Below are 25,214 nucleotides of genomic sequence, written 5' to 3'. Positions count from 1 at the left end.
ATGGTAAGTAAAGTGTTAGTAATTGGCGATGTAATGATTGATCGCTATATTTATGGAAAGGTAAAAAGAATTTCTCCGGAAGCTCCCGTACCTGTAATACTTGGCGCAGAAAAAAAGTCTGTTCTTGGTGGAGCAGCAAATGTGGCGTTAAATGTTAAAGCTGCTGGAAGTGATGCTGCATTGATGTCTGTTATTGGTTCAGATGCTGGTGGAGAAGAATTTGTCAATCTCCTAAAGCAAAATGAAATTGACAGTGAGTTTGTATTGCATGATGAAAGTCGCAGGACAACATTAAAGACACGATTTATTGCAGAAAATGGTCAGCAGCTGCTGCGAGAAGATGAAGAAGTAACAACGGATATCTCAGATGCAGTAGAAAAGCAAATGATTCAGCTTCTTGCAGATCATATAGATCAATTCGATGTCGTTCTTCTTTCAGATTATTGTAAAGGGGTGCTGTCCGCATCTTTTACCCAGAAAGTAATCCAGATTGCTAACGACCATAAGAAAAAAGTATTAATTGATGTAAAAGATACGGATATCCATAAGTATGACAATGCGTACCTGTTAAAACCAAATCAAAAAGAAATTGGTAATTTAACAGGAATGCCTGTTAGCACAGTACAGGAAATTGCTGCAGCGGCTGAAGCATTAAGAAAACAATGCAAATGTGCATACATTCTTGTGACAATGGGCGGCAATGGCATGCTGCTGACAGGAAGTGCAGGATATAGGGTATTTCCTAGTGCTAAAGTCGAAGTGTATGATGTTACTGGTGCCGGCGATACCGCAATTGCATATCTGGCATCAGAAATTGCGGACGGTTCTGATCTTGTAAAAGCAATCGAAGTTGCTAATATTGCGGCTGGAATACAGGTCGCTAAAAGAGGAACTTCAAAGGTTAGCAGGAGTGAAGTTAATAATTATATCAACAATAAAAACCCTGAAGAATGGCATCATAAAGTAATTCCTTATGAGAAAGCATCAAAAATCAGAGCTGAAAATCCTGAGAAAAAAATTGTATTTACGAATGGCTGTTTTGATATATTGCATATTGGGCATCTTCGCTATCTCAGAAAAGCGTCTGAAATTGGTGATCTTCTGGTAATTGGACTAAATAGTGATGATTCAGTAAGAAGATTAAAAGGAAGCAGCAGGCCGATTAATAATTCGGAGGATCGTTCGGAAATGCTTGCAGCTCTTCCTTTTGTTGATTATATCGTCGAGTTTGATCAAGATACACCATATGAATTAATCAAAAAAGTGCAGCCTGATGTATTAGTTAAAGGTGCTGATTATAAAAAGAAAGAAAATGTGGTTGGCTGGGATATTGTTGAAAATAGAGGCGGAACAGTCAAACTGATTGACTATGTTGCTGGCAAATCAACAACAAATATTATCAATAAAATAAATCACGAAAAGGAGAAGAAGCAATGAATGAGTTAATAAAAGAAAGACTAAAAGAGTCTATTCAGGTAAAAGAAAAAATACTCAGTGACGATATGCTGATCAGCCAAATTGCAGAACTTGGCGAAAAGATTGCAGAGGCTATTTCTTCAGGACATAAACTGGTATTATGCGGGAATGGTGGATCTGCTTCAGACGCATTGCATTTTGCAGGAGAAATTGTTGGACGTTTTCAGAAGGAAAGAGATCCATGGCCGGCTGTTGTTTTGAATGCTGATGTAACGACTATGACTGCGATTGCAAATGATTATAGTTATGATGATGTCTTTGCCAGACAGGCAAGCGCACATGTAAATACAGGCGATGTATTTATCGGCATCAGTACCAGTGGTAATTCAGAGAATGTATTGCGGGCAGCTAGAGTATCTCAGGAAAAGGGTGCTTATACTGCAGCACTTCTTGGCAAGACAGGCGGAAAGATTGGAAAGATTGTAGATTGCCCTATTATTGTGCCAAGCAATGTTACTGCAAGAATTCAGGAAAGTCATATTTGTATTATTCATATTCTCTGTGAAATTACAGAAGATAAACTTAGTAAATGAATAAAGCAGTATTTTTGGATCGTGATGGAACAATTAATATAGATAAGAGTTATCTATATAAGATCGAAGATTTTGAATTTATTCCGGGGGCTCTTGATGGCATGGCATTATTACAACAGGCTGGATACAAGCTTCTGATTGTAACAAATCAGTCAGGTATTGCCCGCGGATTTTATACGGAAGAGCAGTTTCAAAAACTTAATAAATGGATGCTTCAGACACTTGAAGAGCGAAATATCCATATTGATCACATCTATTATTGTCCTCATCTTCCTAATGCACCTATAGCAAGATATCGTAAAGACTGTATCTGCAGAAAGCCTAAGCTTGGAATGTATTTTAAGGCAATAAATGATTATCAACTGGATCTTGATGAGTCGTTCTCTATTGGTGATAAACTCAGAGATTGTTCTATCTGTGAGCCAACGCAATGCCGGGGCTTTCTTATTGGAAATAGTGAGGACGAAAGCATAATCAACAAAGTGAAAAATGGAGAAATTCATAATGTGGATTATGCGTCATCGCTATTAGAAGCTGCAGAAAGAATTGTAAGAACTTTAAAGTAAGATGAGTGTTATCTATGACTGATAAAAAGGAATATAGTATATCAAAAAATTTTCTCAGCTTTAACCAGCTGTTATGGAAAAATCCGTTACTAAAAGACATTCGATTACTGTTTTTTGCTATCGATGATTTTTTACTTATTGGCAGCAAAACACCGGGTAAAGAAATCTCTCCCAGAAAAAAAGTACTTGTTGTTTATAATATGGCACTTGGCGACGGAATTATGTTTTATGGTGTCAGTCATGGCTTACGTGAAGTCTGGCCAGTGGACAAGTTCGAGTTAACAATTGTCTGTCAGAAAGCATTCAAGCAATTATATGAAGTCAGTGGAATATTTGATAAAGTAATTCCGTTGGATTTTTCAGGAGCTGCTGTAAATCTGAAAAAACGGAAAGCTCTGTTTGAGAAGCTTCGCAGTGTACACTATGATGTGTTGTTTGATCCTGTGGGTGCAGAAGAGCCTACAACGAATGTTTTTGTAAGCAGAGCTGCAGTTGCGGATACAAAAATCGGCGTCATAAATGATGCATTGCCAACTAAGCTCTCTAAAAAGAAATTGGCAAAAATATACAACAGAATTCTTCATACCAGCAAAGAGAATATTCATCTTATCCGTAACTATGCAGAAGCAATTCAAAAATTAGGAGCAGCAAATTGTATTGCCAAACCAGCGGATCTCCCACACGTTAAGCTTGATTTTGATCTGCCTGAACGCTTTTTTATCATGTTTCCAGTAGCAAGCATGGATGTAAAAAAATGGAATGTGCAGCATTATGCTGAAATTGCTTTGAAGATCCAGCGTAAGACTGGCTTGCCAATGGTTTTGTGTGGAACGGAGCATGACCGCCCATCCCTTGAAGAAATGATGAAGTATGCAGGTGATATCAAATATATTGATGTTGTAGGCAAAACAGACATCATGGAGTTTACAGAGGTGATTGGACGAGCATCATTGGTTGTAACAAATGATACCAGTGCGTATCATATTGCTGTTGCGCGTAATGTAACTACCTTCATGATTTGCGGTGGTTATACATTTGACCGGTACGCTCATTATCAATATGCAGACCAGGGGCGTAAAGATCCATACTTAATTACACATAAAATGCCTTGCTATAATTGCAATAATAATTGCATTTATAAGAATTTTACAGTTTTTCCATGTATTGACTTAATTACCGTAGATGATGCATGGAACGTGATTTCGGACGTTTTGGATAAGGAAATGCAAAATGGATGATAGAAAGCAAATGACAAAAAATATTGCCTGGAATACTTTTGGCAGTGTTTTTTACAGTGCTTGTCAATGGCTGATAACAGTTCTTGTTGTTCATCTTTCTTCGTATGAATCTGCAGGTTATCTGTCTTTGGCAATGACAACAAGCAGTTCTTTTTCTGCAATTTCCTTGTATAGTATGCGAAACTTTCAGGTATCAGATGTGAAAGGAGAATACAATTGCAATGAATATGTAGGAAGTAGAATTGATACATGTATTCTTGCTTTTGTCTGTTGTGCAATTGTTTCTGTATGGGGCAATTCCAGTTATCAGGCTTTATGTATTATTGCGTATATGATCATCAGAATTGCAGAAGCAATCGTAGATGTACTGCATGGAGAAAACCAAAAATTTCAGAGATATGATTATATTGGCAAGTCATATATTTTCAGAGGATTATTAACAATCGTCAGCTTTGTTGTTGGTTTATTAACTACAAAAAATCTTCTGATTACACTGTTTTTCATGGCGGCTCTGAATCTTCTCAGTGCATTTATTTATGATTGGAAAAAAACAAGCCAGCTGGAACATATACAACCCGTATTATTCAGTAAAAAGATAAAGAAATTATTACTAACATGCCTGCCGATTGTAATCTTTTCGTTTTTGCTCAGTCTTGAGAATCTGATACCTAAAAATGTTTTGCAGCAAATACTGGGAACTGAGGAACTGGGCGTCTATTCTTCGATTGCCTCTCCAACATTGGTTGTTCAAGTCTTTGCTTCAGTTGCATTTAACCCGTTATTGCCAGGACTTTCTAAGCTTTACGACGAAAAAAAGTATTCTCATTTTTCGAAAAATATGCGGAAGGTTTATCTTGGCTTTGCTGGGTTATGCCTGATTGTGACAGTTGGAGCCCTTCTTTTAGGCAGGTGGGGACTGTCTTTGCTCTTTGGCAAATCAATATTAGCCAGATATGATTTATTTCTCCCTATCGTTTGGGTTACAATTCTTACGGCAATCATTTGGATTATGTCATCGATCATAGTGGCAATTCGTCAGATCAAATGGCTGTTGATTGGAATGATTGCAGATTTCCTGCTGTGTCTGTTAATTGTTTATCCCATTATTAATGGCCTTGGCAGTAATGGTGTCAGTTTTGTTCAGATTATTTCGTATAGTATATATATTGTGTATATGATCTTGTTGTGTGAAGCAACGATTGCAAAACAAAAGAAAAAGGAATTGAAAAGGGAAGAGTTATGAAAGTATTAATTACTGGTGCTGCAGGATATATGGGAAAGCATGTTGTTAAAGCTTTCCTGAATGCGGGACATGATGTATATGTCTCGGATTTTCAATATAAAGGGATTGATGAAAGGGCAAAGATTATTGATGAACCTATTTTTTCTGGGGACAAAGATATTTTTGAAAAGCTGGGCTCTCCTGATGTCCTTGTACATTTAGCTTGGCGGGATGGGTTTATTCATAATTCACACGCGCATATGGCAGATCTTTCATCACACGTAATTTTTCTTGAAAACATGATCGATGGAGGATTAAAATACCTCACCGTTATGGGTAGCATGCATGAGATTGGCTATTGGGAAGGCCCGATAAATGCAGATACTCCATGTAATCCAATGTCTATGTATGGGATTGCAAAAAATGCTTTAAGGCAGACACTTTTGCTTTATTGCAAAGATAAAGACGTCAATCTTCATTGGCTCAGAGCATATTACATTTATGGGGATGATATGAGAGGAAGTTCTATTTTTGCTAAGTTATGTCAGGCAGAAGAAGATGGCAAGAAGGAATTCCCATTTACATCTGGAAAGAACAAATATGATTTTATTCATATAGATGAGCTGGCAAAACAAATTGAGGCGGCCAGTGTGCAGAATCAGATTAATGGTGTCATTAATGTATGCACTGGAAAACCGGTCAGTCTGGCTGATAAAGTGGAAAGTTACATTAAGGAGCATCATTTTAACATCAAGTTGAAATATGGTGCTTATCCTGATCGGCCATATGATTCTCCAGGTGAATGGGGTGATCCGACATTAATTAATCAGATTATGGAGAATGCAAAGACTCGATGAAACAGTATAACAGTTATTCTGGACGTGATTTAACTTTTCTTGTATGTGCATATGGGCAATGTCCATATCTGGATGAGGCAGTGAGCGCACTGGTAAATCAGACAGAAAAAGCAAATATCATTATTTCAACATCGACACCAAATGATCTTATTTCCAGCATTGCTGAGAAGTATCATATTGAAGTGCGTATTAACCCACATGGTGGACAGATTGAAGATTATAATTTTGCTTTCAGACAGGCTGAGACCCCGCTTGCAATGCTTGCTCATCAAGATGAAATATTGAAGCCTCAATTCGTAGAAAAGGTTATTTTTGCGATAAATCATTCACAGGATCCTATTATTGCATTTACTGATTATATTGAAATGCACAATGATAAAGTCGATGAGAAGCAGTCTTCTTTGGTAAGAATCAAGAAGATAATGCTTTTGCCAATGAAGTCAAAAAAGTTGGCTGGAACCAGATTTGGAAAACGCTTGGTCCTTCGTTTTGGCGATCCTATTACGCATCCTACAGTTGTTCATGTAATGAAAAAATTGCCAGTGAATCCTTTCAGGGAAGAATTTAAAGCTTCTATGGATTGGGATCTTTGGACGAGACTTGCTGAAGAAAATGGGTCATTTGTGTATGTGGATGAAATACTGTTATATCATCGAATGAATGATCAGAATCAGACTGCAAAATTGTTGAAAACAACTGATATCAGATCAAAAAATGAATATGAGATTTTTTGCCGTTATTGGCCTGAATGGTTCGCAAAATTTTTGATGAAATTTTATAGTAAGGCTCACGGTTATTATTAATCAGGGGAAAGTATATGAAAACGCTGCTATCAGACAAACTAAGATTGAGAAGTTCAAATGTTAATTTGTTAAGATTTATTGCTGCCATAGCAGTGATTATCTGCCACTCCTATGCGATAACATCAAATAGAGAAGACTTAGTTAGTGTTTATACTAACGGGCAATGCAATCTTGGCGGTATAGCAGTAGCTGTATTTTTTGTGTTGAGTGGATTGTATGTTGCTAAATCACTATCGAAAGAGCACTCCACACGTACTTTTCTTTGGAAAAGATGCAAACGAATATTTCCGCAACTTTGGATCGTTGTAATTCTTTCTGTTCTTATTCTTGGCCCATTTTTTACAAATCTTCAATTATCTTTATATTTCTGCTCTTTTGAAACCTGGAAATATTTGCTGAATCTAGTTTTGCTTCCTGTTCATAATTTACCAGGTGTTTTCGGTAAAAATGCCTATCAGACCATTAATGGACCTCTATGGACTATGCCGATTGAATTTGCCTGCTATGTTTTTCTGGCAATAAATGCATTCATTGCAGAAAAGTCAAAGAATCATACAATACATAATCGTATTAATCTTGATATTCTATCTATCATTGCTTTTGAATTATTATTCCTGGCATCGATTTACTTGAATAATTCTATGATGATTTCCGTGTTTCGCCCCGTTGTGTGCTTCTGGGTTGGCGTTCTGATGTTTGATTATTCTGATCGCGTGGTGCTAAGCCCATTGATTGGCACTGCAGGTATGGCAATTCTTATTCTTGCTGCTCGTATTTCTCCGATTTTTAATATATTGCTGCCATTGCTTTTCTCATATTCGATAATTGCAATTGTATTAGGATTGCCTCAGATCAAATGGAATTGGAAAATGTTTGAATTATCGTATGAAATGTATTTGCTTGGCTGGCCTACGCAGCAGATTCTTGTTGCAGCAATTGGTACAATGTCTCCTTTCATGAATTGGCTGATTGCTGTACCCTTAGTCATTGTAGAAGGGTTCCTGTTATCAAATATTACAAAATTCATTTTCAAAGGTTAACATGATAACATTTTGTTGTAACTCAAGTAATGAATTAGTGAAAACAACATGATAAAGAAGATTAGCAAAAAGATAGCGATTATTTCATTAGGGTATTTATGGTTTCCCTGTGAGTCTGGTACATCCAGATTCTTTGATATTGCCATGCAGTTTGTCAAAAGTGGATGGGAGGTGGAATGTATTACCACCTCTTTTCAGCATTTTAAGAAAGAACCGCGTGATCAGAAGAAGATTCTTGCTCAGAACTATCCTTTTCAGATTACTTTTATTGAAGCACCTGCTTATGACAAGAATGTGAGTTTGAAGAGAGTATACAGTAATTCAAAAGCTGCAAGGAATTTGAAAGCGTATCTTGAAGGTAATATTGAGCAGTATGATTTGATCTATGTATCAATTCCTGCAAATAATATTGCGGCCATAGTAACTGAGGCTGCCAGGCAGCATGACATTCCCTGTGTTGTTGATGTGGAAGATCTCTGGCCAGAAGCAATGGCTATGGTAATAAAGAATGGTATGATCAGAAAGGTATTGCTTCATTCATTTACCAGGGATGCTGAGACTGCATATAGGAATGCATCTGGCATAATTGGCACTTCTGAAGATTATACAGATAGAGCATTCAAACATAGAGCAAGGACTATTCCGGCAGAAACTGTTTATGTTGGGTGTCATCTTGAAGAATTTGACAATGGAGTAAAACAATTTCAAAATCAGATCATTAAAGGTGCCAATGAGTATTGGGTAACATATGCCGGAAGCATTAGTACAAGCTATGATATTAAGACTTTGATTGACGCTGTAAGTGAACTGAAGAGTGAGAATATACAGCTTCAGATCCTGGGAACAGGTTCATTGAAAGATGAATTAGAAGAATACAGCAGGAATATGAAAAATATCCATTTCTGGGGATTCACAGAATATCATCATATGGCAGCAGCTCTAAGCAAATCGGATATAGTGGTAAATAGTTTTGTGAAAGGAGCTCCACAGAGCATTGTCAATAAGGTAGGAGACTATCTTGCCAGTGGCAAGCCAATGATCAATACTTTGGAAAATCCAATTTTCTATAGACTGGTACAAGAAAAACAGATTGGATTAAACATTGAACCGGGTGATAGTGAAAAGTTAAAAAAAGCAATATTGACTTTATACAACAACAGTACTTTAAGCCGTCAATATGGGTTAAATGCGAGACGATTATGCGAAGAACAATTTGACCGATCCAAATCATATAAACGTATTGTTTCCATGGCGGAAGAGTTAATAGATCATTAATTTATTGATGAAACAATATACAAGCAAGGTCTTTAGGCTTTTCGTGAGCAGTTGGGAGTGAATAAGTCGAATAATATGGTAATAAAAATAAATAATCTGAAAGTGCTTTAAACCTGTTTTCGGAATAGAGAGTTATCCGTTTTTCGTAATATTGGATAGCTTTTTCTAACTGCGATTCATACTCGGTCCCAGAAAACAAAGAAGATGCTTCTTTTATGCGCTTGCAATTGTATGTCGTGCTTTGCTGTACTTTAGCAACGGCTTGTTTCATGTTTGTGTATTTCGTATACTTCCTAACTCCAACAGTATTGTTGCCATGCTGGCGGTAATATGCTGTACATTCGTTCAGAAAACTGATTTTTCCATATCTAAGAGCTGTCCAGCCAAGTATTTCATCGTGCAGCATATGATTCATATTAAAATTTGATTTATTAATCAAGTTCCTGCTAACCGCCATTGACATTCCCGTAAACAGATTACGTTTCAGCATTTCATTAATGATTTGCTTTTTTCCAAAAGCAGCATTGGGCAGGAAAAAGTGATTTTCCTGCCACATAGTTGTGGCTTTTTTGGTAAGCTTGCTATCAGTAATGAAAGCATCTGAATAGACCAGATCACTATTCTCACTTTTAAATAGTTGCAAAAATCTCTCGATTTTGTCTGGCATCCAAACATCATCCTGGTCACATAGAAAAATATAGTCGCCATTAGCTTGCTTCATTAATTCTGAAAAAGAATTTCGAACGCCTGTATTTTTTTTGTGCTGAATGATTTTGAAGCTAATAGATGTCGAGAGCAAACAGGATTCTGCCTTGCTAACAGTCTTGTCAATCGAACAATCATCGCAGATAATAATTTCATCAGGAAGCGTCGATTGTGCAAAAATACTATTTAGTTGTTGTGTAATAAATCTTTCACCATTATATGTAGATATGATAACGCTAATTTTGTTATTGTTCATGTTTTCCATTGTGTTTATATCTTTTTCTGAATTCGAGATAATAGTACATGAATTGAATGCGGCTAAATATCTTTGTGAAGAGCTTTCTGTGGCTGCGCTCAAAATATCCGTTATGGGCATCCGCATGCCGGCGATAGAGAAGGAGTTTATCATTGATAAAGCAGACATTTCCAATTGTTTCGGCAATGATGCCAATCCAAGTATCATGCCCAACTTCATCTGTTTGTGGGAATGGAAAGCATGCAGTCAGCACGGTGCGATTAAAAGCCATATGGGATCCGAAGTAGGTATGATGGATTATATTTTTTAATACACCTGGGCCATTATGATAAAAAGCATACAGAGAATCATGAGTTTGATGCAGAGATTCGTCTGTAACAATTGAATCCGAATGAACAAGATCATAATCTTTTAAAGCGTTGGTCATGATATTGTATTTACCGGGGAGCCAGACATCATCCTGATCAGCAAGAAAAATAATATCTCCGCTTACATGTCTTAATGCATTTTCAAAGTTTCCACATGTTCCTTTCCGACATTCATTAAAGATCAATTGGATACGGGGATCGTTTATTCTTTGGATAATCTCAACAGTATGATCTGTAGAATGGTCATCTGAAACAATCACTTCATCTTCTGCATGAATTTGCGAAAGAATGGATCGCAATTGCTGTTCTATGAATTTTTCGCCATTGTAGGTAGCAATAGCAACACTAACTTTTGTTTTCTCACTCATATTTATGTCGTAACTTATGATACCAGTATACCTTAATATTCGGAAAAGATATTTTTGTGTACAATAAAAAGTGAAATATGAATGTGAATAAGAAAAAGTCGAAAAAGTATCGGTCAATCTTTCGGTTATTAAAATTCATTATCGTGCTTTCTCTGGTAATGATGATTTTTTCTCTTCCTTTTATGAAATACAGGAAATATGGAAGCCAATATCCGGATATTATGCTGAAAGAGAGAAATATTGATGCTGAGCAAGAGAATTCAATTGATGTTGCTTTTATTGGTGACAGTATTGGATGGGCAGGCTTCTCACCGCTTAATCTGTATGCAAACTTTGGATACACTTCTTATAACTGCTGCACATCAGGACAATTGCCTCAGGAAGGTTATCTGATACTTGAACATATGTTACAGCGCCAAAGGCCAAGGCTTATTGTTGTTGAAGAAAATATTTTTTATAGTTATATGACCGATGCAAAGTATGCAGTTAATTATTTGTGGCCAATTTTCCAATATCATTATGCATATAAATTTCATGATAGTTCTCCTCTGCCAAACTATGCAAAGGGATATACAGGTACTGATAATATTGTGCCATATACTGGAAGCTTGGATTATATGAGAACTTCCAAAAAGAGAAAATGGTTGGGAATCGCTAATACATATTATCTGGAAAAAATTGTAAATCTATGTGAATCAGAAGGAATCCAGATGATTATTCTTGGACTTCCGAATGTGACTTGGAACTCAGAAAAGAATAAAGGTGTCCAGGCGTTTTGTCAAAAATATCAACTAACATATATCGATTATAATACTGGTAATGCTGCAAAAGATTTGGGAATTGACTGGCAGGCAGATACTAGAGATGGTGGTGAACATCTGAACAATAATGGCAGTCTAAAAGTAGTCCGCCTTATTGGAAAAATGCTAAAACAAAAGTACAGTCTGCCAGATCACAGGGATGATAGTCACTATTCGGATTGGAATCAGCTTGCGATAGAATCCGGCTATCAGATGCAGGAGATACAATCATGAGCATGAGCTATAATTCAGTTAGGTATTTACTTGGTTTTTTACCAGTCCTGCTATTAAGCTATCAGGTTACTCCTCGAAAATTCAGATGGATTCTTTTGTTGTTGTTTAATGTACTCTTTTTTTGGATGTGGTCGGGCAGGCTTCTTGTCTGGATGCTGATTTCAATAATCATTGCATATATTGCTGGGAAAGTAATGATTAACATAGGATCAAGCAAGGATCGTGAGAAGAGAAAAAAAGAGAAAAAGAAGAAAAACAGGATTAAATTTTGGGCAATACTATTCGAACTGGCCATATTGATTTCCCTGAAATACACTAATTTTATTGGCAGCTCAGTATCTTCACTTACAGGTAATGTTTGGAATACACTAAACATTGCTGTTCCTATTGGCATCAGTTATTACACATTACAGTCGATTTCTTTTATAGCAGATGTTCAGACCGGGAAAATTCAGGAAGTCTCTTTAAGAAAATTGGCTCTATATATGAGCTTTTTTCCTACCATAGTCGAAGGCCCTATCACAAGATATGAAGAAGTTGGTGATTCTCTTGCTGCGGGGGAATCACTAAAAGCAGAAAACATTAGTGTTGGGTTTGAAAGAATTATCATTGGTTTGCTGAAAAAAACAGTGATTGCCGACCATCTTGCTGGCACAGTAAATGCACTTTTTGCAGGATATGGCCAGAATGGTGCTCTTGCTTTTCTCGGAGCTGTGCTTTGCACATGGCAGTTATATATGGATTTTTCCGGCACCATTGATATTGCTATAGGCTCAGCAAAAATGCTTGGCATTACATTGCTGGAAAACTTCAGACAGCCGTTCTTTGCAAAGAATGCCGGTGATTTCTGGCACAGATGGCATATTACACTCGGAACATTTTTCCGCGATTATATCTTTTATCCTGTATCGTTAAGCAAGCCGGTGATGAAAATGACAAAATTCCTTCGTGCACATGACATGAAATGGGGTTCGCGGTATGCCGGCCCTGCGCTGGCACTGCTTTTGGTATGGCTTGCCAATGGCTTCTGGCATGGTCCACATTTAACGTATGTAGGATATGGGTTGTATTATTTTGTGCTGATGTTTATTGAAATGCAGCTGACAAAGCCATTTGAAAAGTGGTGCGCAAGGCATCACCTTTCGGGTATGCCGCTTACCGTATTCCGGTTCATCAAGCTGTTCTTTATCGTCATTATTGGTGAAATGTTTTTCCGTGCATCTACTTTTACGGCTGGATGGGCAATGTTCTGCACATGGTTTAAGCCTTGGCATCTGAGTGAAGCTGTTTCGTTTCTGCTTTCCAATGGACTGGATTCCATTGACTGGATTGCATCTATCATGGCAAGTATCTTCTTGATTTCCATCTCAGTTCTAAAAGAAAAGAAATTCCCAATTCGGAAGAAATTTCAAAGCCAAACCACAATCGTGCGTTGGGGCATATTGTATACAATCATGATTTACATTGCTTTGTTTGGGGCATATGGACCAGGATATGATGCAATTGCCATGATGTATGCAAACTTTTAGATACAGGCTTCATACAGAAAAAAGCATCTGCCTGCGCAGATGCGGATTAATCAGTTTGCTTGATATGTCAGCCAGTTGCCGCCATCCGGTACCCATTCATTTTCTGAAATGCGGTACCAGGTATAACCACCGCTGGTTGTTGTCTCATACACTTTGTAGGATGAATATGCCTGTACTGTTGTGACAAGGTCACCTGTTGTAGATGGTGTACTGCGTACATTGATCTCAGAAGAACCAATCGTAATGGTTCCAATGACCGTATTTGCGGATACAGTCGGTGTAGGAGCAGGCGTCACTGTTGGTGTTGCGGTAGGAGCCGCTGTTGGTGTGGCAGATGCGGAAGCAGTTGCTTTTGCTTTTGTATTGCCATTCATCAGCACGCCAAAGACCCTGGTGCCGGCAAATAACAATACGGCAGTCAGCACAGCATACATCAGGATCGTTTTGATCACATTCAGAGCAGCAGATCCTGTTTTCTTGTTTTCTTTCTTCATAGTCACCTCGGGATTGCCATCATTGTACACTCTGTGCGCTCTGATTTGAATCCTTTGCAGTCAGAATTGATACAGCTTTGTTGAGACACTGAATGTCTGCACAGGTATTTGGTGTCCCTTTTTCTCCATCCAGGGTCCAGGCTGTTTCGCTGTCAAAACAGAACTTGATGTGATCTGTCTTAAATACAGTCACGTAATTATCGTCCGTATTGCCGGAGGTGAGTTTTGACAGGATACGGTTGATATCAATGATGTTATTAGGCTGCTTGATCAGGATAACTTCAAACTGGCCGTCATCTAATTGTGCATTCTGGACAAGTGGTGACTGTACGCCGGCAATGGAGTTTGTATTGGCAACTGCCCCAAAAATATAGTCACCTTCATCTGTAATGCCATCATGTGCAAGTCTTACATGGGTATGATAGGCAAGACCTTCCGGAATACTGGCAATTGCATTTAAGGCATAAGCTGCATATCCCAGCGTATTTTTCCATTTCTGGGAAGTATCATAGCTGACTCTGGTAAAGGCGCCAAATGCCGCAATGTAATTAAAATATTCCTCATTGATCCTGCCAACATCATAGGCAAACGGAATGCCATTGGCAATTGCCTGGCATTGTTCCTGCAGGGAAAGTGATCTGCCATTGTTGATGCTGCGGGAGAAGTCGTTTGTGCTGCCGGTAGGGATATAGCCAATTGGTGTGTCTATTTTGTTTTTGATCATCTGGCTTACGACATGATTTAATGTGCCATCGCCTCCGCAGCAGGCAATGACATCATAATGGTCCTTCAGATTGGTCAGAACATCCTCACAGACCAGGTGATCATGAGGGATGATTGGGTAGACTGTGACAATACAGTTTTCTTTTGAGAGCAGTCTGATCATTTCAAAAAGATCATTCACGGCAGAATTCGTGCCGGATGTCCCATTGGCAAGCAACAATACTTTTTTCTTATCTGGCATAAAAACCTCGTATACGCCACTATTATAAATGGCTTTTTACATAAACGTTACAACAGTTCCTGTGTTTTGACTGTATTTTCAATTGCCGCAGAATTGTGGGAAATTGTTTAAGAAACCATCGTCTGTTTTGTGACAATGAGGGCGTGTGCTAAAATATCATTGAATGTGCGTATTCGACAGGAGGACCATCTCTTGAGGCAATATAGAAAACATAAGATTCAGGAAAAATATGCATATCGTAAGGTGGTTGGTGCTGGCGAGACGCTTTTGATGACGGTGCTTTTCTTCTGGGTATGGACAAACTTTGTTGTGGATCATAACCAGACGGGGCATTTGACTGGTTATGGCAACCTGTTCATGGCATTGGGAATTTATCTGCTGATGCTGCTGGAGTTCAACCATTTCTTCGGGGGATATAAGATTGGTGTGCATCGTAAGATGAATACCCTTGCTGCTCAGGTATCTGCTCTCTTTGTTTCTGATTTCCTGGAAGTTTTTGTATCCATGGCAATCACCGGAAATTTCCGCTTCTTTGATGAATTCCTGACCCGTTATTTTGCGATGTTCCTGGTACAGGCATTTTTAATCTGCTGCCTGACAGGAAAGCTGATTGATTTGTATCGTCATCTGTTCCCGCCTCTGCAGGTTTTGGAAATCTATGATCAGAGAGTGACAAACCTTGGCTCTAAGATTACTTTGGGCCGTCCGGACAAGTATCAGGTTGCATCGAGCATTTCTGTTGATCAGGATGTATCAGCTCTGCGTGAGAAAATGAATCAGTATGATGCTGTGCTGGTAGACGATATGCCGTCTCAGAAGCGGAATATGCTGATCAAACTGTGCTTTGAGATGAATAAGCGGGTGTATTTCACACCAAAACTGTCTGATATCATCATTAAGTCATCTGAAAACCTGAATCTGTTTGATACTCCTTTATATCTTAACCGTAATATGGGTATGAAAGCATCACAGCGTATTATCAAGCGTTTCTTTGATATCCTGCTGTCTTTGATTGCTTTGATTATCCTGTCACCTGTATTGTTGATTGTGGCAATTGCGATCAAGAAGGAGGACGGCGGTCCTGTGTTCTTCAAGCAGGAACGCTGTACGCTGAATAATAAGACATTCATGATTCTCAAGTTCCGCAGCATGATTGTGGATGCTGAGAAGGATGGACGGCCTCATCCTGCTGGAGAAGAGGATGACCGCATTACACATGTTGGTAAGTTCATCCGTAAAACGCGTATTGATGAGCTGCCGCAGCTGATCAATATTTTAAAGGGTGATATGTCTATTGTTGGGCCTCGTCCGGAACGTATTGAGCATGTGCAGCTTTATACCGAATCTATTCCAGAGTTTTCATTTCGTTCCAAGGTGAAGGGCGGCCTGACCGGATATGCGCAGGTATATGGCAAATACAATACGAGTGCATTGGATAAGCTGAAGATGGATCTGATCTATATCGAGAATTATTCATTATTGCTTGATGTACAGATTCTGTTTGAAACAGTGCGTGTGATCTTTCAGAAGGAAAGTACAGAAGGCTTTTCAGAAGCACAGCAGGAACATATGGAAGAAATGGAAGAAGAACATAAGCATCAGTTTCATGACGATAAATAAGTTCGTCTGACACGATGTTTACAATTTGTTTATCTTATTGTTGTATACTGATAAAAATATTTTGGCGCTTAAGCAGGAGGGAAGCATGAGAAATAACGACAGCTCCATGGAGAATACGGAAAAGATTGATGTGTCTGAAATCGCATCAAAGAGCCGCAAGACAAAGAAGAAAAAGTATCTCAATCCCATCCTGTTCTGGTTTATTGCCTATATTGCAGCGATTGTTTTTGTGTCGATCTTCTATAACATGCCGATGTTCCCTCGCAAATGGACATGGTATGCTCTCGCTGTATTAACCGTTGTTCTTGTTGCTTTGTATCTGTTGACAAAGTGGAAGAAGTCACCGCGTATTCTGATGCGGGTAATCAATCTGGCCTTGGCATGTGCACTGGCTATTTTGTCATGCCTTATGCCCGTATATAAGGCCAAGGTGTCAAATGTAATCAGCTCTGGTGATGAAACAAGCGAGAATTATATTCTGATGAATCTGTATGTGATGTCAGATTCGTATAAAGAAGCACATTCCGATCTGTTTACAGATACGAACAGTTTTTCCAGGAAGAGTGATGAACTTGACGATCTGAAGCAGTATTCTGATTCTACATTTATCACAACGATGTCAATTGACCAAACGAATCAGCGAAATGCTTTAAATGAGGTCAAAAACTTGTTGGATAAACAGGATCTCAACGTGACTGACAAAGATTCCATGACTGATGCGGTTTCTGCTTTGTATAACAATGAAGCACAGGTGCTGATCCTGAATCAGGATTATGTCAGTATGATTACAGATACTGAACAATATGCCTCCTTTGCAAGTGATACAAGAGTTTTGTATACGATTAAATTAACCAATGATGTCAGTATATCTTCATCTGATTCCGAGTTGACTACCCAGCCGTTCTCCATCTTCTTTGGCGGCAACGACCAGGAAGGTGAACTGTCTTTGACAGGAAGAACCGATGTGGATATGGTGGTTACCGTAAATCCGACAAGCCATCAGATTCTGATTTCTTCCTTCCCGCGTGATTCCCTGGTACCGAATCCTGCATTGAATAACAGTCCGGACAAGCTGACTCATCTTGGTTTACAGGGATTACAGAATACGATGACCGAGCTGTCTTCATTGCTTGGGACACCAATCAATAACTATGTATTAATCAATTTCACAACGTTCCGTGTCATTATTGACGCATTGGGCGGCGTGGATGTCGATAATCCATATGCATTTGGTTTCTTTGACGATTCATCAATCTGGTTTGAACAGGGAAATATTCACTTGGATGGTGATAATGCTCTTTACTATGTGCGTGAGCGTTATACGCTGCCGGATGGAGATTTTGGCAGAACGATGCACCAGCAGATTGTGATGAAGGCAATTATTGCCAAGCTGACAAGCTCAGCCGTCATTACGAAGTTTGATTCTCTGCTGACGGCGTTGAAAGGCACGTTCCTCACCAATATTTCGGATTCCGCTATATACTCCCTTTGTCAAATGCAGTTGGATCAGAATATCAGCTGGAATGTCGTGAATTATCATATTCTGGGAACGACTGGTACTTCAGTCTGCGCATCTTCTGGATCGACACCTCTTTCAGTTGTAATGCCGTATTCTAATCAGGTCTCTTTTGTGAGCAGTGAGATCGATAAGGTAGAAGCTGGTGAAACAATTACCCAGCAGGATCTGCCGGATGGCTATGGTACGCTTGTGGAACCTGTCGGCAGCTCCAGCTCTGAGAACTATGAAAATGAGTATTCTCAGCAGAATGAAACTACAAACCAGAATCAGTATCAGGAGCAGCAGGGGTCGCAGCAGACTAACAATTATTCTGGTAATAATCAGTCATCTTCAAGTCAGAATTCATCTGGCTCGGAAAGTGCTCCTACATCTGATACAACGCCTGTGCAGCCAGAGACACCAACACAGCCGGATAACAGCGGTTCGCAGGATGGAGACCAGAGTCAGGATAATAATTCCAGTGACAGTTCAGGTACAGACAGTACGAGCAGCGATGCCGGCTGATAGAAAAGTGATTAGGAGAATGAATGTCTAAACGCAAAAAGAAAAAACGGGTTCTGAGTGCCAGATTTGTGTGGCTGTTTGTATTGATTACAGCTGCATCCTTTGCATTCATTGTCTTTGGACTTGCGTTCCTGCCGGATGATTGGAAACTGATGGCTCTGATCTTGATTGCGGCAATCGTGTTTATCACGGGACTGCTTTCCTTTGCGTTCCAAAAGAGTCGGTTTATCAAGACAGTCGATGTGATTTTAATTATTGCGTTGACAGCGGCGGATGTATTTGTGCCTCACTATGAATCGTTGGTGAGCAATCTGTTCGACAATGTTACGGGCAATAAGACAACAGTCCGTCTGTACGTGATGAATGAATCGTATCGTGCTGAACACCCGGAATATTTCTCGAATAGCTCTATTTCAACCAGTCTCAGCGATTATGGTAATGCCTCCTTTGCAACATGTCTGTCTTCGGATAAGACAAATCAGAGCTATGCATTACAGCAGGTGGAAAGCCAGCTTGGCACTGTAAATACAGTTGATTGTTCCAGTGTTACGCAGGAAGCAGAATACCTGTATACAGCACAGGCTGATGTCATGGTTTTATCAGATTCGTACGTATCGATGATTACGGATCAGGATGCCTATACCAATTTCAAGAATGAAACAACGGTGATTGGCTCTTATACGATTGCGTCTACTTCCAGCAGTTCTACAGATTCTGATGCTTTGACTTCTCAGCCATTTGCGATCTTCATTGGCGGCAATGATGAGGAAGGTCAGCTGTATACAGAAGGACGCACCGATGTGAATATGATCGTTACGGTCAATCCTTCCACGCATCAGATTGCGATCGTGTCGTTTCCTCGCGATTCTTATATCCCTAACCCTGCTTATGGTACCAATGCCTATGACAAGTTGACTCATCTTGGTGTCAGCGGCATTCAGAATACAATGGATGGGCTGAATTCTTACCTGGGTCTTGGCGATACAATCAGTCATTATGTATTAGTAAACTTTACAACATTCCGAACGATCATTGATGCGATTGGCGGTGTTGATGTTGATAATCCATATGCATTTGGCTTCTTTGATGATTCATCAATCTGGTTTGAAGAAGGCAATATTCATCTGGATGGTGATAATGCTCTTTACTATGTGCGTGAACGTCATACGTTACCGGATGGTGACTTCGGCAGAACGATGCACCAGCAGCTGGTTATGAAGGCCATTATTGAGAAACTGACAAGTGCTTCGGTTGTTGTACATCTGGAAAGTCTTTTGAAATCGCTTGATGGGCAGTTTCTGACAGATCTTTCTGGTGATTCCATCTATGCCTTTGCCAAGATGCAGCTGAGTGAGAATATCAGCTGGGATATTGTGAATTACCATGTGCTTGGTGAGACTGGTTCCAGTCCATGTGCATCGGCTGGCGGCGAGTATCTGTCAGTTGTGTATCCATATGACAATCAGGTGGAGTTTGTGGCACAGGTAATTCAGGATGTGATCAATGGCTCTGCGGTGGAACAACAGGATCTGCCGGATGGCGCGTATGACAGTTCCGATTCTGATTCTTCCGGTGCAGATGGTTACTATGGCTCTGACAGCAATTCTTCTTATGATTTCAATTACAATTATGCTGGTATGGAACAGAATGACTGGACAGGACAGTGAGGCAGACCGTAACGGGTCTGTCTTTTCATGTGGTAGAATGACATCATGGCAAAGAAAAAAAAGAAATTATCAAAATCCGGAAGGGCTCTTCTTGATGCAATACTTGTGGTATCACTTTGTGTGGCAGCATTTTCCGGTTGGAAAATTTATTCTGAGCTGCATCAGTATAAATCCAATGATCAGAAGTATGAGGATCTGCGTCAGGCTGTAACAGTTTCTGTGCCGACACCTTCTGCGTCTGCTTCTGCTGATACATCTTTGGTGAATGACAATATCGACTGGAGTGCATTGCAGGCAATGAACTCTGACGTGGCAGGATGGATCCGTCAGCCGGATACACCGATTGATTATCCGGTTGTGTACGGCTCTGATAACAGCTACTATCTGCGGCATACACTGGATGGTGAATACAGTATCTTTGGCACGATCTTTGTGGACTATCAGAACAACCGTGGCTTTGTCGATAAGAATACAGTGATCTATGGCCATCATTTTTCGCACTATGATGATACGATGCTGACAACGCTGGATTATTACAATGATCAGTCGTACTATGATGCCCATCCGTATCTGGAGTTTTTAACGCCGGAGACGGATTATCTGCTGTATCCGATCGCTGGTGTTGTCAAGCAGGGGTCTGATGCCTATATCCGGACGTCGTTTGCGGATGACAATGACTATGCGGCATATGTGCAGAATTTCCTGGACAACAGTACCTTTCAGTCCAATGAGACATTTTCTCCTTCTGATCAGACGGTATTGATCAGTTCATGCTCTGATCTTGTACAGGATGGCAGGTATGCGCTGCTTTGCAAGCTGATAAAGGCTGATTGACATCACCTGGACTGCGGTATATAAACTCATAGTTGTGGGGGAGGATAACCATCATGTATACAATTCAGGAAATGTATGATCTGGACCATACGATCGCAAAGGAATATCTGCAGCAGTTCACCTATCCGTGGGAAGCGCTGGCTGGCATCAAGGAATTGATTCTCAAGCTTGGACCGACGCTGGATAAGGATGAATATACAGAAGTCAGTCCCAATGTCTGGGTGGCAAAGAGTGCAAAGGTGTTTGACAGTGCGTATCTGGGAGCACCGTGCATCATTGGTCCGCGTACGGAAGTGCGCCACTGTGCCTTCATCCGCGGCTGTGCTCTGGTGGGGGCGGACTGTGTCGTTGGCAACAGTGTAGAGCTGAAGAATGTGATCCTGTTTGATCATGTGCAGACACCGCATTACAACTATGTCGGTGATTCGATTCTGGGCTACTATGCACATATGGGTGCTGGTTCGATCACCAGCAATGTGCGCTCGGACAAGAAACTTGTGATTGTGCATGATGGCAAAAACCAGATTGAGACAGGCCTGAAGAAGTTTGGGGCCATGGTTGGCAATCATGTGGAAGTCGGCTGCAATGCTGTGCTGAATCCGGGGACAGTGGTTGGCCCCAACAGCAATGTTTACCCTACATCCTGTGTGCGCGGTGTAGTGCCGGCCAATTCGATCTATAAGAATAATGGCACGATTGTGACAAAAGAAGACAGATGAAGAAAAAGGCAATGAAAGGCATCATGATTGTGCTGGTGGTATTGCTTACAGCAAGCATGATCATGACGATGTTGATGTGATGAGAAGATATTCTGGTGATGAAATTGATGAAATGGCAGCAGTGCTAAAAGCGGATGGTGTTTTGTCGGTGCCGACGGACACGGTATATGGAGTCTGTGCGCGTATGTTATCTCAAAAGGCACAGGACAACCTGCGCCATGTGAAAAACAGGCCGTTGACCAAGGCTTTTCCCATCATGTGTGCCGATCTTGCCCAGGTGGAAACCATCTGTGAAGTGGATGAGACAAGCAGAAAGATCATCCAGGCATTCATGCCAGGTCCATTGACCATCATATTGAAAAAGAAGGCTGAAGTGCCATCCTTTGTCAATGGCGGTCTGGATACACTGGCCATTCGTCTTGCCACATCTAAGGAATTGCATGATCTGATTCAGGCTGTGGGAGAGCCGCTGTATATGACCAGTGCCAATCAGTCTGGTCAGCCGGTATGCACAAGCCTGGATGAGATTGAAAAGCAGTGTCCTTTACTGGATGGCATGATGGAAGGTACCGTTTCTTTTGGCCAGGCAAGTACGATCGTGGATGGCACAAAGGCAGATCTTCCGATCCTGCGGCAGGGGCCGCTGACCAAAGAACAGATTCTCAATGTGTTGAAATGAGCGGGAAACCGCTTTTTTTCTGGCTTGACAGGGAAATCCATCCGTTTACAATTAGTTTGCATTCAAACTATATGGAGGCAGACATGATTGATTCGTTTCATTTTAGGCTAATGCAATTGCAGAACGGGCATCATCAGGCACTGCAAAAAGAGGTCAGGCGGCTTGGCCTTTCAGCTGGTCAGCCCAAGATTCTGGAATGCCTTTCTTTCTGCGGGCCTGCATCACCGCGGCAAATTGGTGCTGTGTGCATGATTGATAAGGCGACTGCCACAATTCTGCTGGATAAGATGGTGAAGGATGGCCTTGTTGAGCGCTTTGCCAATCCGGATGATGGCCGTTCTGTATTGATCAAGATGACAGAAAAAGGAAAAAAGATGGCTGGAAAGGTCGATGCGGCTTTTGCCCAGATAGATGAGAAGGTGCTGTCCTGTTTGAGCTTTCATGAACGTGTGCAGCTGATGAAGCTGTTAGAAAAACTGGCAGCACAGTACAGGGAGGCAGACAGATGAATGTGATGAAAAGATGGCTTTGGTTTGTGTGCGGCCTGTGCATTAATTCCTTTGGCATTGTGTGTATTACCAAAGGTGCTCTTGGCACTTCGGTGATTTCCAGTGTGCCATATGTACTGTCTCTGCGGTTTCCTTCCATGTCTTTTGGCATGATGACGTTCATCATCAATATGCTCTTCATTCTGGTTGAGATGATCCTGCTGAAAAAGGATTTTCATCCGATCCAGTTTCTGCAGATTGCAGCGGACTTTCTGTTCAGTGCCTTTCTGGATCTCTTTATGGCAGTACTGTCGTTCCTTTCACCTGCCAGTCTGGCATTGCAGATCCTGCTTGTCATTGCCGGCAGTATGATTCTGGCGTTTGGCATCTGTGTGGAAGTGGCACCGGATGTCATCACGGTACCGGGTGAAGGGATTGTCAAAGCCATTGCAATTGCGTCAAAGAAGGAGTTTGGCAGTGTGAAAATCTGTTTTGATCTTTCCATGATTGCCATTGCCTCTGTGCTTTCTCTGGCGTTCTTTCATGGTTTGCATGGCGTGGCATCGGCACCGTGATCACTGCCTTTCTGACTGGTCCATGTGTATCCTGGATCAAAGGACATATATCTCTGATTCAAAAAATTCAGAAGCTTTCTGACTGATCTGGTCATTTGTCGTTTTGCAATTCTATGTGAACACAGGTATCATTTCGCATTGTAAAGGATTTGTAATGAAAAAGAAAAAAGAAAAGCAGATTGATACCGGAAAAGATGCGAAGAAAATGCCGCGCAAGTGGAAGGTGATTCATGTGATCTGCCTGCTGCTGGTTTCATTTGCGGCTATTGCAGCATTGTTGTCTTCCTGGGTGCTGCGGACATGGCAGAATCTGACCATGGATGAGCTGATGTACCAGTTGTCTGCACCAACCGAGGGCACGGGCGGCGGCATCATCGAAAGTGCGATCATTCAGGCTGGTATTCCCTCTGCTGCCATCATTATTTTTTTCTGGCAGCTTTTCCGCCATACAAGACGAAAGGGTTTCTATAAGAAACTGTTGATCATCTGCCTGGTATCCTCAGTGGCAGTGCTGTCCATTACGGATGTGTATGTCTGGAACATCCTTGCCATTGGTGATTATCTGAACTATCAGACGCATCCTTCTACATTCATTGAAGACAATTACGTTGATCCGGATTCGGTTTCGATTACGTTCCCACAGAAGAAGCGCAATCTTGTCTTCATTTATCTGGAATCGATGGAAGTGACATATTCGGATCTGGCTGATGGGGGCGGATTTGAGGATGATGTGATTCCGGAGCTGACACAGATTGCCGAGAGCAATGAAGATTTCTCTGGATCCCAGTCGATTCTGAATGGTGCCTATTCCCTGCCGTATACGACCTTTACGATGGGGGCGATGTTTGGCATGACATCTGGTCTTCCTTTGAAGAACAATCTGGAAAACAATGACATGATCACCCAGTCCAAGTTTTTTGCCAATACGACATGTCTTGGCGATATTCTGGAGAATGAGGGCTACCACAATGTGTTCATGCTTGGCTCCAATGCGTCCTTTGGCGGCCGCCGGCTGTACTTTGAAGAACATGGCAATTATGACATTATCGACTACAACTATGCATTGAATACGGGCATGATTCCCAAGGGGTACAAGGTCTGGTGGGGCTTTGAAGACAGCAAGCTGTTCTCTTTTGCCCAGGATGAACTTACTGCATTATCGCAGGTGGATGAGCCGTTTGCCCTGACCCTGCTGACCGTAGATACGCATTTTGAAAACGGTTATGCAGAGCCTGGCATTCCGACACCGTTTGGTGACAACCAGTATGCCAATGTCATGGCTTATTCCTCGTATCAGGTATCTCAGTTTCTGTCATGGATGCAGGAACAGCCATGGTATGACAATACGACCGTGATTATCTGCGGGGATCATCCGACGATGGATTCTGACTTTTGTGATGATGTGGATTCTTCTTATCAGCGGCGTGCCTATGTGGCCTATATCAACAGTGCTGTATCAACCGATAATACCGAATACCGTACGTACAGTACGCTGGATGCGTTTCCAACGACGCTGGCTGCCCTTGGTGCCACCATTGAGGGAGACAGGCTTGGTTTAGGCACCAACCTGTTCAGTGATACCCCAACCCTGCAGGAGGAGTATGGGCTCAAGGATGTGACCGAGCAGATTGAGAGGAAGAGTACCTTCATGGAGAAGCTGGCTGATATTGACTTCTCGAGTGAATATCTGAAAGAGAGGCAGTCATGGTCACGAACGGAGGATCATGGCACAACCGTTTACGATACGAACTAAGAGGGCCTGTAACAGTTGCTAATGTGAATTAGCTCTGTTATGGGCCTTTTTTGTTTTCTTTTGTATTATCTTTACCAAAACTTATTCAGCAGCGTCATTTCTATGTAGAATCATGTATATCAAAGCAT

24 protein-coding genes are annotated in these 25,214 nt (G+C 40.8%); 20 read left to right on the top strand and 4 right to left on the bottom strand.

The window, feature by feature from the left end:
• The 9 genes from rfaE2 to MOZ60_RS07505 are packed head-to-tail and all read left to right on the top strand — an operon-like array spanning position 1 to position 9,010.
• The gene (gene rfaE2, locus MOZ60_RS07545) at positions 1–1,437 is read left to right on the top strand and encodes a D-glycero-beta-D-manno-heptose 1-phosphate adenylyltransferase (protein WP_370596197.1); all 1,437 of its coding nucleotides are present in this window, start codon (positions 1–3) and stop codon (positions 1,435–1,437) included.
• The gene (locus MOZ60_RS07540) at positions 1,434–2,009 is read left to right on the top strand and encodes a D-sedoheptulose-7-phosphate isomerase (protein ID WP_370596196.1); all 576 of its coding nucleotides are present in this window, start codon (positions 1,434–1,436) and stop codon (positions 2,007–2,009) included. The genes rfaE2 and MOZ60_RS07540 overlap by 4 nt, the downstream gene beginning before the upstream one ends.
• Positions 2,006–2,575, top strand: a complete 570-nt coding sequence (locus tag MOZ60_RS07535) for a D-glycero-alpha-D-manno-heptose-1,7-bisphosphate 7-phosphatase (protein ID WP_370596195.1) — start codon at positions 2,006–2,008, stop codon at positions 2,573–2,575. Before MOZ60_RS07540 ends, MOZ60_RS07535 begins: the two co-directional genes overlap by 4 nt.
• A 14-nt stretch (positions 2,576–2,589) precedes the next feature.
• Entirely contained in the window at positions 2,590–3,813 is a 1,224-nt protein-coding gene (locus MOZ60_RS07530) for a glycosyltransferase family 9 protein (protein ID WP_370596194.1), read from the top strand.
• Positions 3,806–5,056: a lipopolysaccharide biosynthesis protein gene (locus tag MOZ60_RS07525; protein ID WP_370596193.1), complete on the top strand. Its 1,251-nt coding sequence runs from the start codon at positions 3,806–3,808 to the stop codon at positions 5,054–5,056. Before MOZ60_RS07530 ends, MOZ60_RS07525 begins: the two co-directional genes overlap by 8 nt.
• On the top strand, positions 5,053–5,892 hold the full coding sequence (locus MOZ60_RS07520) for an NAD-dependent epimerase/dehydratase family protein (protein ID WP_370596192.1): 840 nt from the start codon (positions 5,053–5,055) through the stop codon (positions 5,890–5,892). The genes MOZ60_RS07525 and MOZ60_RS07520 overlap by 4 nt, the downstream gene beginning before the upstream one ends.
• Positions 5,889–6,695, top strand: a complete 807-nt coding sequence (locus MOZ60_RS07515; protein WP_370596191.1) for a glycosyltransferase — start codon at positions 5,889–5,891, stop codon at positions 6,693–6,695. Before MOZ60_RS07520 ends, MOZ60_RS07515 begins: the two co-directional genes overlap by 4 nt.
• Before the next feature lie 14 nt (positions 6,696–6,709).
• The gene (locus tag MOZ60_RS07510) at positions 6,710–7,735 is read left to right on the top strand and encodes an acyltransferase family protein (protein WP_370596190.1); all 1,026 of its coding nucleotides are present in this window, start codon (positions 6,710–6,712) and stop codon (positions 7,733–7,735) included.
• A 48-nt stretch (positions 7,736–7,783) separates the two neighbouring features.
• Positions 7,784–9,010 (top strand): glycosyltransferase family 4 protein, encoded by a 1,227-nt coding sequence (locus MOZ60_RS07505; protein WP_370596189.1) that lies wholly within the window; start codon positions 7,784–7,786, stop codon positions 9,008–9,010.
• Between the two features lies 1 nt (position 9,011).
• On the opposite strand, the gene MOZ60_RS07500 is transcribed toward MOZ60_RS07505, so the two are convergent.
• The gene (locus tag MOZ60_RS07500) at positions 9,012–9,980 is read right to left on the bottom strand and encodes a glycosyltransferase family 2 protein (RefSeq protein WP_370596188.1); all 969 of its coding nucleotides are present in this window, start codon (positions 9,978–9,980) and stop codon (positions 9,012–9,014) included.
• Positions 9,961–10,707: a glycosyltransferase gene (locus tag MOZ60_RS07495; RefSeq protein ID WP_370596187.1), complete on the bottom strand. Its 747-nt coding sequence runs from the start codon at positions 10,705–10,707 to the stop codon at positions 9,961–9,963. Before MOZ60_RS07495 ends, MOZ60_RS07500 begins: the two co-directional genes overlap by 20 nt.
• An 83-nt stretch (positions 10,708–10,790) precedes the next feature.
• Between MOZ60_RS07495 and MOZ60_RS07490 the strand changes: the two genes are divergently transcribed.
• Both MOZ60_RS07490 and MOZ60_RS07485 read left to right on the top strand, forming a co-directional pair.
• On the top strand, positions 10,791–11,741 hold the full coding sequence (locus MOZ60_RS07490; RefSeq protein ID WP_370596186.1) for a hypothetical protein: 951 nt from the start codon (positions 10,791–10,793) through the stop codon (positions 11,739–11,741).
• Positions 11,738–13,270, top strand: coding sequence for an MBOAT family O-acyltransferase (locus MOZ60_RS07485; protein ID WP_370596185.1), 1,533 nt, complete (start codon positions 11,738–11,740; stop codon positions 13,268–13,270). Before MOZ60_RS07490 ends, MOZ60_RS07485 begins: the two co-directional genes overlap by 4 nt.
• Positions 13,271–13,320: 50 nt before the next feature.
• Here MOZ60_RS07485 and MOZ60_RS07480 read toward each other — a convergent pair whose 3' ends face one another.
• The gene (locus tag MOZ60_RS07480) at positions 13,321–13,764 is read right to left on the bottom strand and encodes an SH3 domain-containing protein (protein WP_370596184.1); all 444 of its coding nucleotides are present in this window, start codon (positions 13,762–13,764) and stop codon (positions 13,321–13,323) included.
• A gap of 19 nt (positions 13,765–13,783) precedes the next feature.
• Positions 13,784–14,728, bottom strand: coding sequence for a diacylglycerol/lipid kinase family protein (locus MOZ60_RS07475; RefSeq protein ID WP_370596183.1), 945 nt, complete (start codon positions 14,726–14,728; stop codon positions 13,784–13,786).
• A gap of 192 nt (positions 14,729–14,920) precedes the next feature.
• Between MOZ60_RS07475 and MOZ60_RS07470 the strand changes: the two genes are divergently transcribed.
• From MOZ60_RS07470 to MOZ60_RS07430, 9 genes are all read left to right on the top strand, one after another.
• Positions 14,921–16,348 carry an exopolysaccharide biosynthesis polyprenyl glycosylphosphotransferase gene (locus MOZ60_RS07470; RefSeq protein ID WP_370596182.1) on the top strand — a complete coding sequence of 476 codons (1,428 nt, stop codon included), beginning with the start codon at positions 14,921–14,923 and terminating at the stop codon, positions 16,346–16,348.
• 85 nt (positions 16,349–16,433) lie between these two features.
• Positions 16,434–18,371 carry an LCP family protein gene (locus MOZ60_RS07465; protein WP_370596181.1) on the top strand — a complete coding sequence of 646 codons (1,938 nt, stop codon included), beginning with the start codon at positions 16,434–16,436 and terminating at the stop codon, positions 18,369–18,371.
• Between the two features lie 23 nt (positions 18,372–18,394).
• Positions 18,395–20,038, top strand: coding sequence for an LCP family protein (locus MOZ60_RS07460; protein WP_370596180.1), 1,644 nt, complete (start codon positions 18,395–18,397; stop codon positions 20,036–20,038).
• Positions 20,039–20,083: 45 nt separating this feature from the next.
• The gene (gene srtB / locus MOZ60_RS07455) at positions 20,084–20,872 is read left to right on the top strand and encodes a class B sortase (protein WP_370596179.1); all 789 of its coding nucleotides are present in this window, start codon (positions 20,084–20,086) and stop codon (positions 20,870–20,872) included.
• Positions 20,873–20,925: 53 nt separating this feature from the next.
• Positions 20,926–21,591 (top strand): LbetaH domain-containing protein, encoded by a 666-nt coding sequence (locus MOZ60_RS07450; RefSeq protein ID WP_370596178.1) that lies wholly within the window; start codon positions 20,926–20,928, stop codon positions 21,589–21,591.
• A 79-nt stretch (positions 21,592–21,670) separates the two neighbouring features.
• On the top strand, positions 21,671–22,270 hold the full coding sequence (locus MOZ60_RS07445) for an L-threonylcarbamoyladenylate synthase (RefSeq protein WP_277006885.1): 600 nt from the start codon (positions 21,671–21,673) through the stop codon (positions 22,268–22,270).
• Between the two features lie 83 nt (positions 22,271–22,353).
• Positions 22,354–22,779, top strand: coding sequence for a MarR family winged helix-turn-helix transcriptional regulator (locus MOZ60_RS07440; RefSeq protein WP_370596177.1), 426 nt, complete (start codon positions 22,354–22,356; stop codon positions 22,777–22,779).
• Positions 22,776–23,333, top strand: coding sequence for a YczE/YyaS/YitT family protein (locus MOZ60_RS07435; protein ID WP_370596176.1), 558 nt, complete (start codon positions 22,776–22,778; stop codon positions 23,331–23,333). Before MOZ60_RS07440 ends, MOZ60_RS07435 begins: the two co-directional genes overlap by 4 nt.
• 154 nt (positions 23,334–23,487) lie before the next feature.
• The gene (locus MOZ60_RS07430; protein WP_370596175.1) at positions 23,488–25,086 is read left to right on the top strand and encodes an LTA synthase family protein; all 1,599 of its coding nucleotides are present in this window, start codon (positions 23,488–23,490) and stop codon (positions 25,084–25,086) included.
• The last annotated feature ends 128 nt before the right edge of the window (positions 25,087–25,214 follow it).

The sequence above is a fragment of the Grylomicrobium aquisgranense genome (assembly GCF_033971865.1).
GTDB classification, from domain to species: domain Bacteria; phylum Bacillota_I; class Bacilli_A; order Erysipelotrichales; family Erysipelotrichaceae; genus Bulleidia; species Bulleidia massiliensis.
The sequence above is the reverse complement of the archived record's forward strand: the minus strand, read 5'-3'. Positions and strand labels throughout refer to the sequence as shown.

What these genes read in the sequence shown, in the direction of transcription:
- MOZ60_RS07485 (WP_370596185.1), top strand. Translation starts at nt 11,738, where the DNA reads ATGAGCATGAGCTATAATTCAGTTAGGTATTTACTTGGTTTTTTACCA.
- MOZ60_RS07500 (WP_370596188.1), bottom strand. Translation starts at nt 9,980, where the DNA reads ATGGAAAACATGAACAATAACAAAATTAGCGTTATCATATCTACATAT.
- MOZ60_RS07450 (WP_370596178.1), top strand. Translation starts at nt 20,926, where the DNA reads ATGTATACAATTCAGGAAATGTATGATCTGGACCATACGATCGCAAAG.
- MOZ60_RS07530 (WP_370596194.1), top strand. Translation starts at nt 2,590, where the DNA reads ATGACTGATAAAAAGGAATATAGTATATCAAAAAATTTTCTCAGCTTT.
- MOZ60_RS07460 (WP_370596180.1), top strand. Translation starts at nt 18,395, where the DNA reads ATGTCTAAACGCAAAAAGAAAAAACGGGTTCTGAGTGCCAGATTTGTG.
- MOZ60_RS07435 (WP_370596176.1), top strand. Translation starts at nt 22,776, where the DNA reads ATGAATGTGATGAAAAGATGGCTTTGGTTTGTGTGCGGCCTGTGCATT.
- MOZ60_RS07445 (WP_277006885.1), top strand. Translation starts at nt 21,671, where the DNA reads ATGAGAAGATATTCTGGTGATGAAATTGATGAAATGGCAGCAGTGCTA.
- MOZ60_RS07440 (WP_370596177.1), top strand. Translation starts at nt 22,354, where the DNA reads ATGATTGATTCGTTTCATTTTAGGCTAATGCAATTGCAGAACGGGCAT.
- MOZ60_RS07525 (WP_370596193.1), top strand. Translation starts at nt 3,806, where the DNA reads ATGGATGATAGAAAGCAAATGACAAAAAATATTGCCTGGAATACTTTT.
- MOZ60_RS07465 (WP_370596181.1), top strand. Translation starts at nt 16,434, where the DNA reads ATGAGAAATAACGACAGCTCCATGGAGAATACGGAAAAGATTGATGTG.
- MOZ60_RS07505 (WP_370596189.1), top strand. Translation starts at nt 7,784, where the DNA reads ATGATAAAGAAGATTAGCAAAAAGATAGCGATTATTTCATTAGGGTAT.
- MOZ60_RS07515 (WP_370596191.1), top strand. Translation starts at nt 5,889, where the DNA reads ATGAAACAGTATAACAGTTATTCTGGACGTGATTTAACTTTTCTTGTA.
- srtB (WP_370596179.1), top strand. Translation starts at nt 20,084, where the DNA reads ATGGCAAAGAAAAAAAAGAAATTATCAAAATCCGGAAGGGCTCTTCTT.
- MOZ60_RS07480 (WP_370596184.1), bottom strand. Translation starts at nt 13,764, where the DNA reads ATGAAGAAAGAAAACAAGAAAACAGGATCTGCTGCTCTGAATGTGATC.
- rfaE2 (WP_370596197.1), top strand. Translation starts at nt 1, where the DNA reads ATGGTAAGTAAAGTGTTAGTAATTGGCGATGTAATGATTGATCGCTAT.
- MOZ60_RS07475 (WP_370596183.1), bottom strand. Translation starts at nt 14,728, where the DNA reads ATGCCAGATAAGAAAAAAGTATTGTTGCTTGCCAATGGGACATCCGGC.
- MOZ60_RS07510 (WP_370596190.1), top strand. Translation starts at nt 6,710, where the DNA reads ATGAAAACGCTGCTATCAGACAAACTAAGATTGAGAAGTTCAAATGTT.
- MOZ60_RS07535 (WP_370596195.1), top strand. Translation starts at nt 2,006, where the DNA reads ATGAATAAAGCAGTATTTTTGGATCGTGATGGAACAATTAATATAGAT.
- MOZ60_RS07540 (WP_370596196.1), top strand. Translation starts at nt 1,434, where the DNA reads ATGAATGAGTTAATAAAAGAAAGACTAAAAGAGTCTATTCAGGTAAAA.
- MOZ60_RS07495 (WP_370596187.1), bottom strand. Translation starts at nt 10,707, where the DNA reads ATGAGTGAGAAAACAAAAGTTAGTGTTGCTATTGCTACCTACAATGGC.
- MOZ60_RS07430 (WP_370596175.1), top strand. Translation starts at nt 23,488, where the DNA reads ATGAAAAAGAAAAAAGAAAAGCAGATTGATACCGGAAAAGATGCGAAG.
- MOZ60_RS07520 (WP_370596192.1), top strand. Translation starts at nt 5,053, where the DNA reads ATGAAAGTATTAATTACTGGTGCTGCAGGATATATGGGAAAGCATGTT.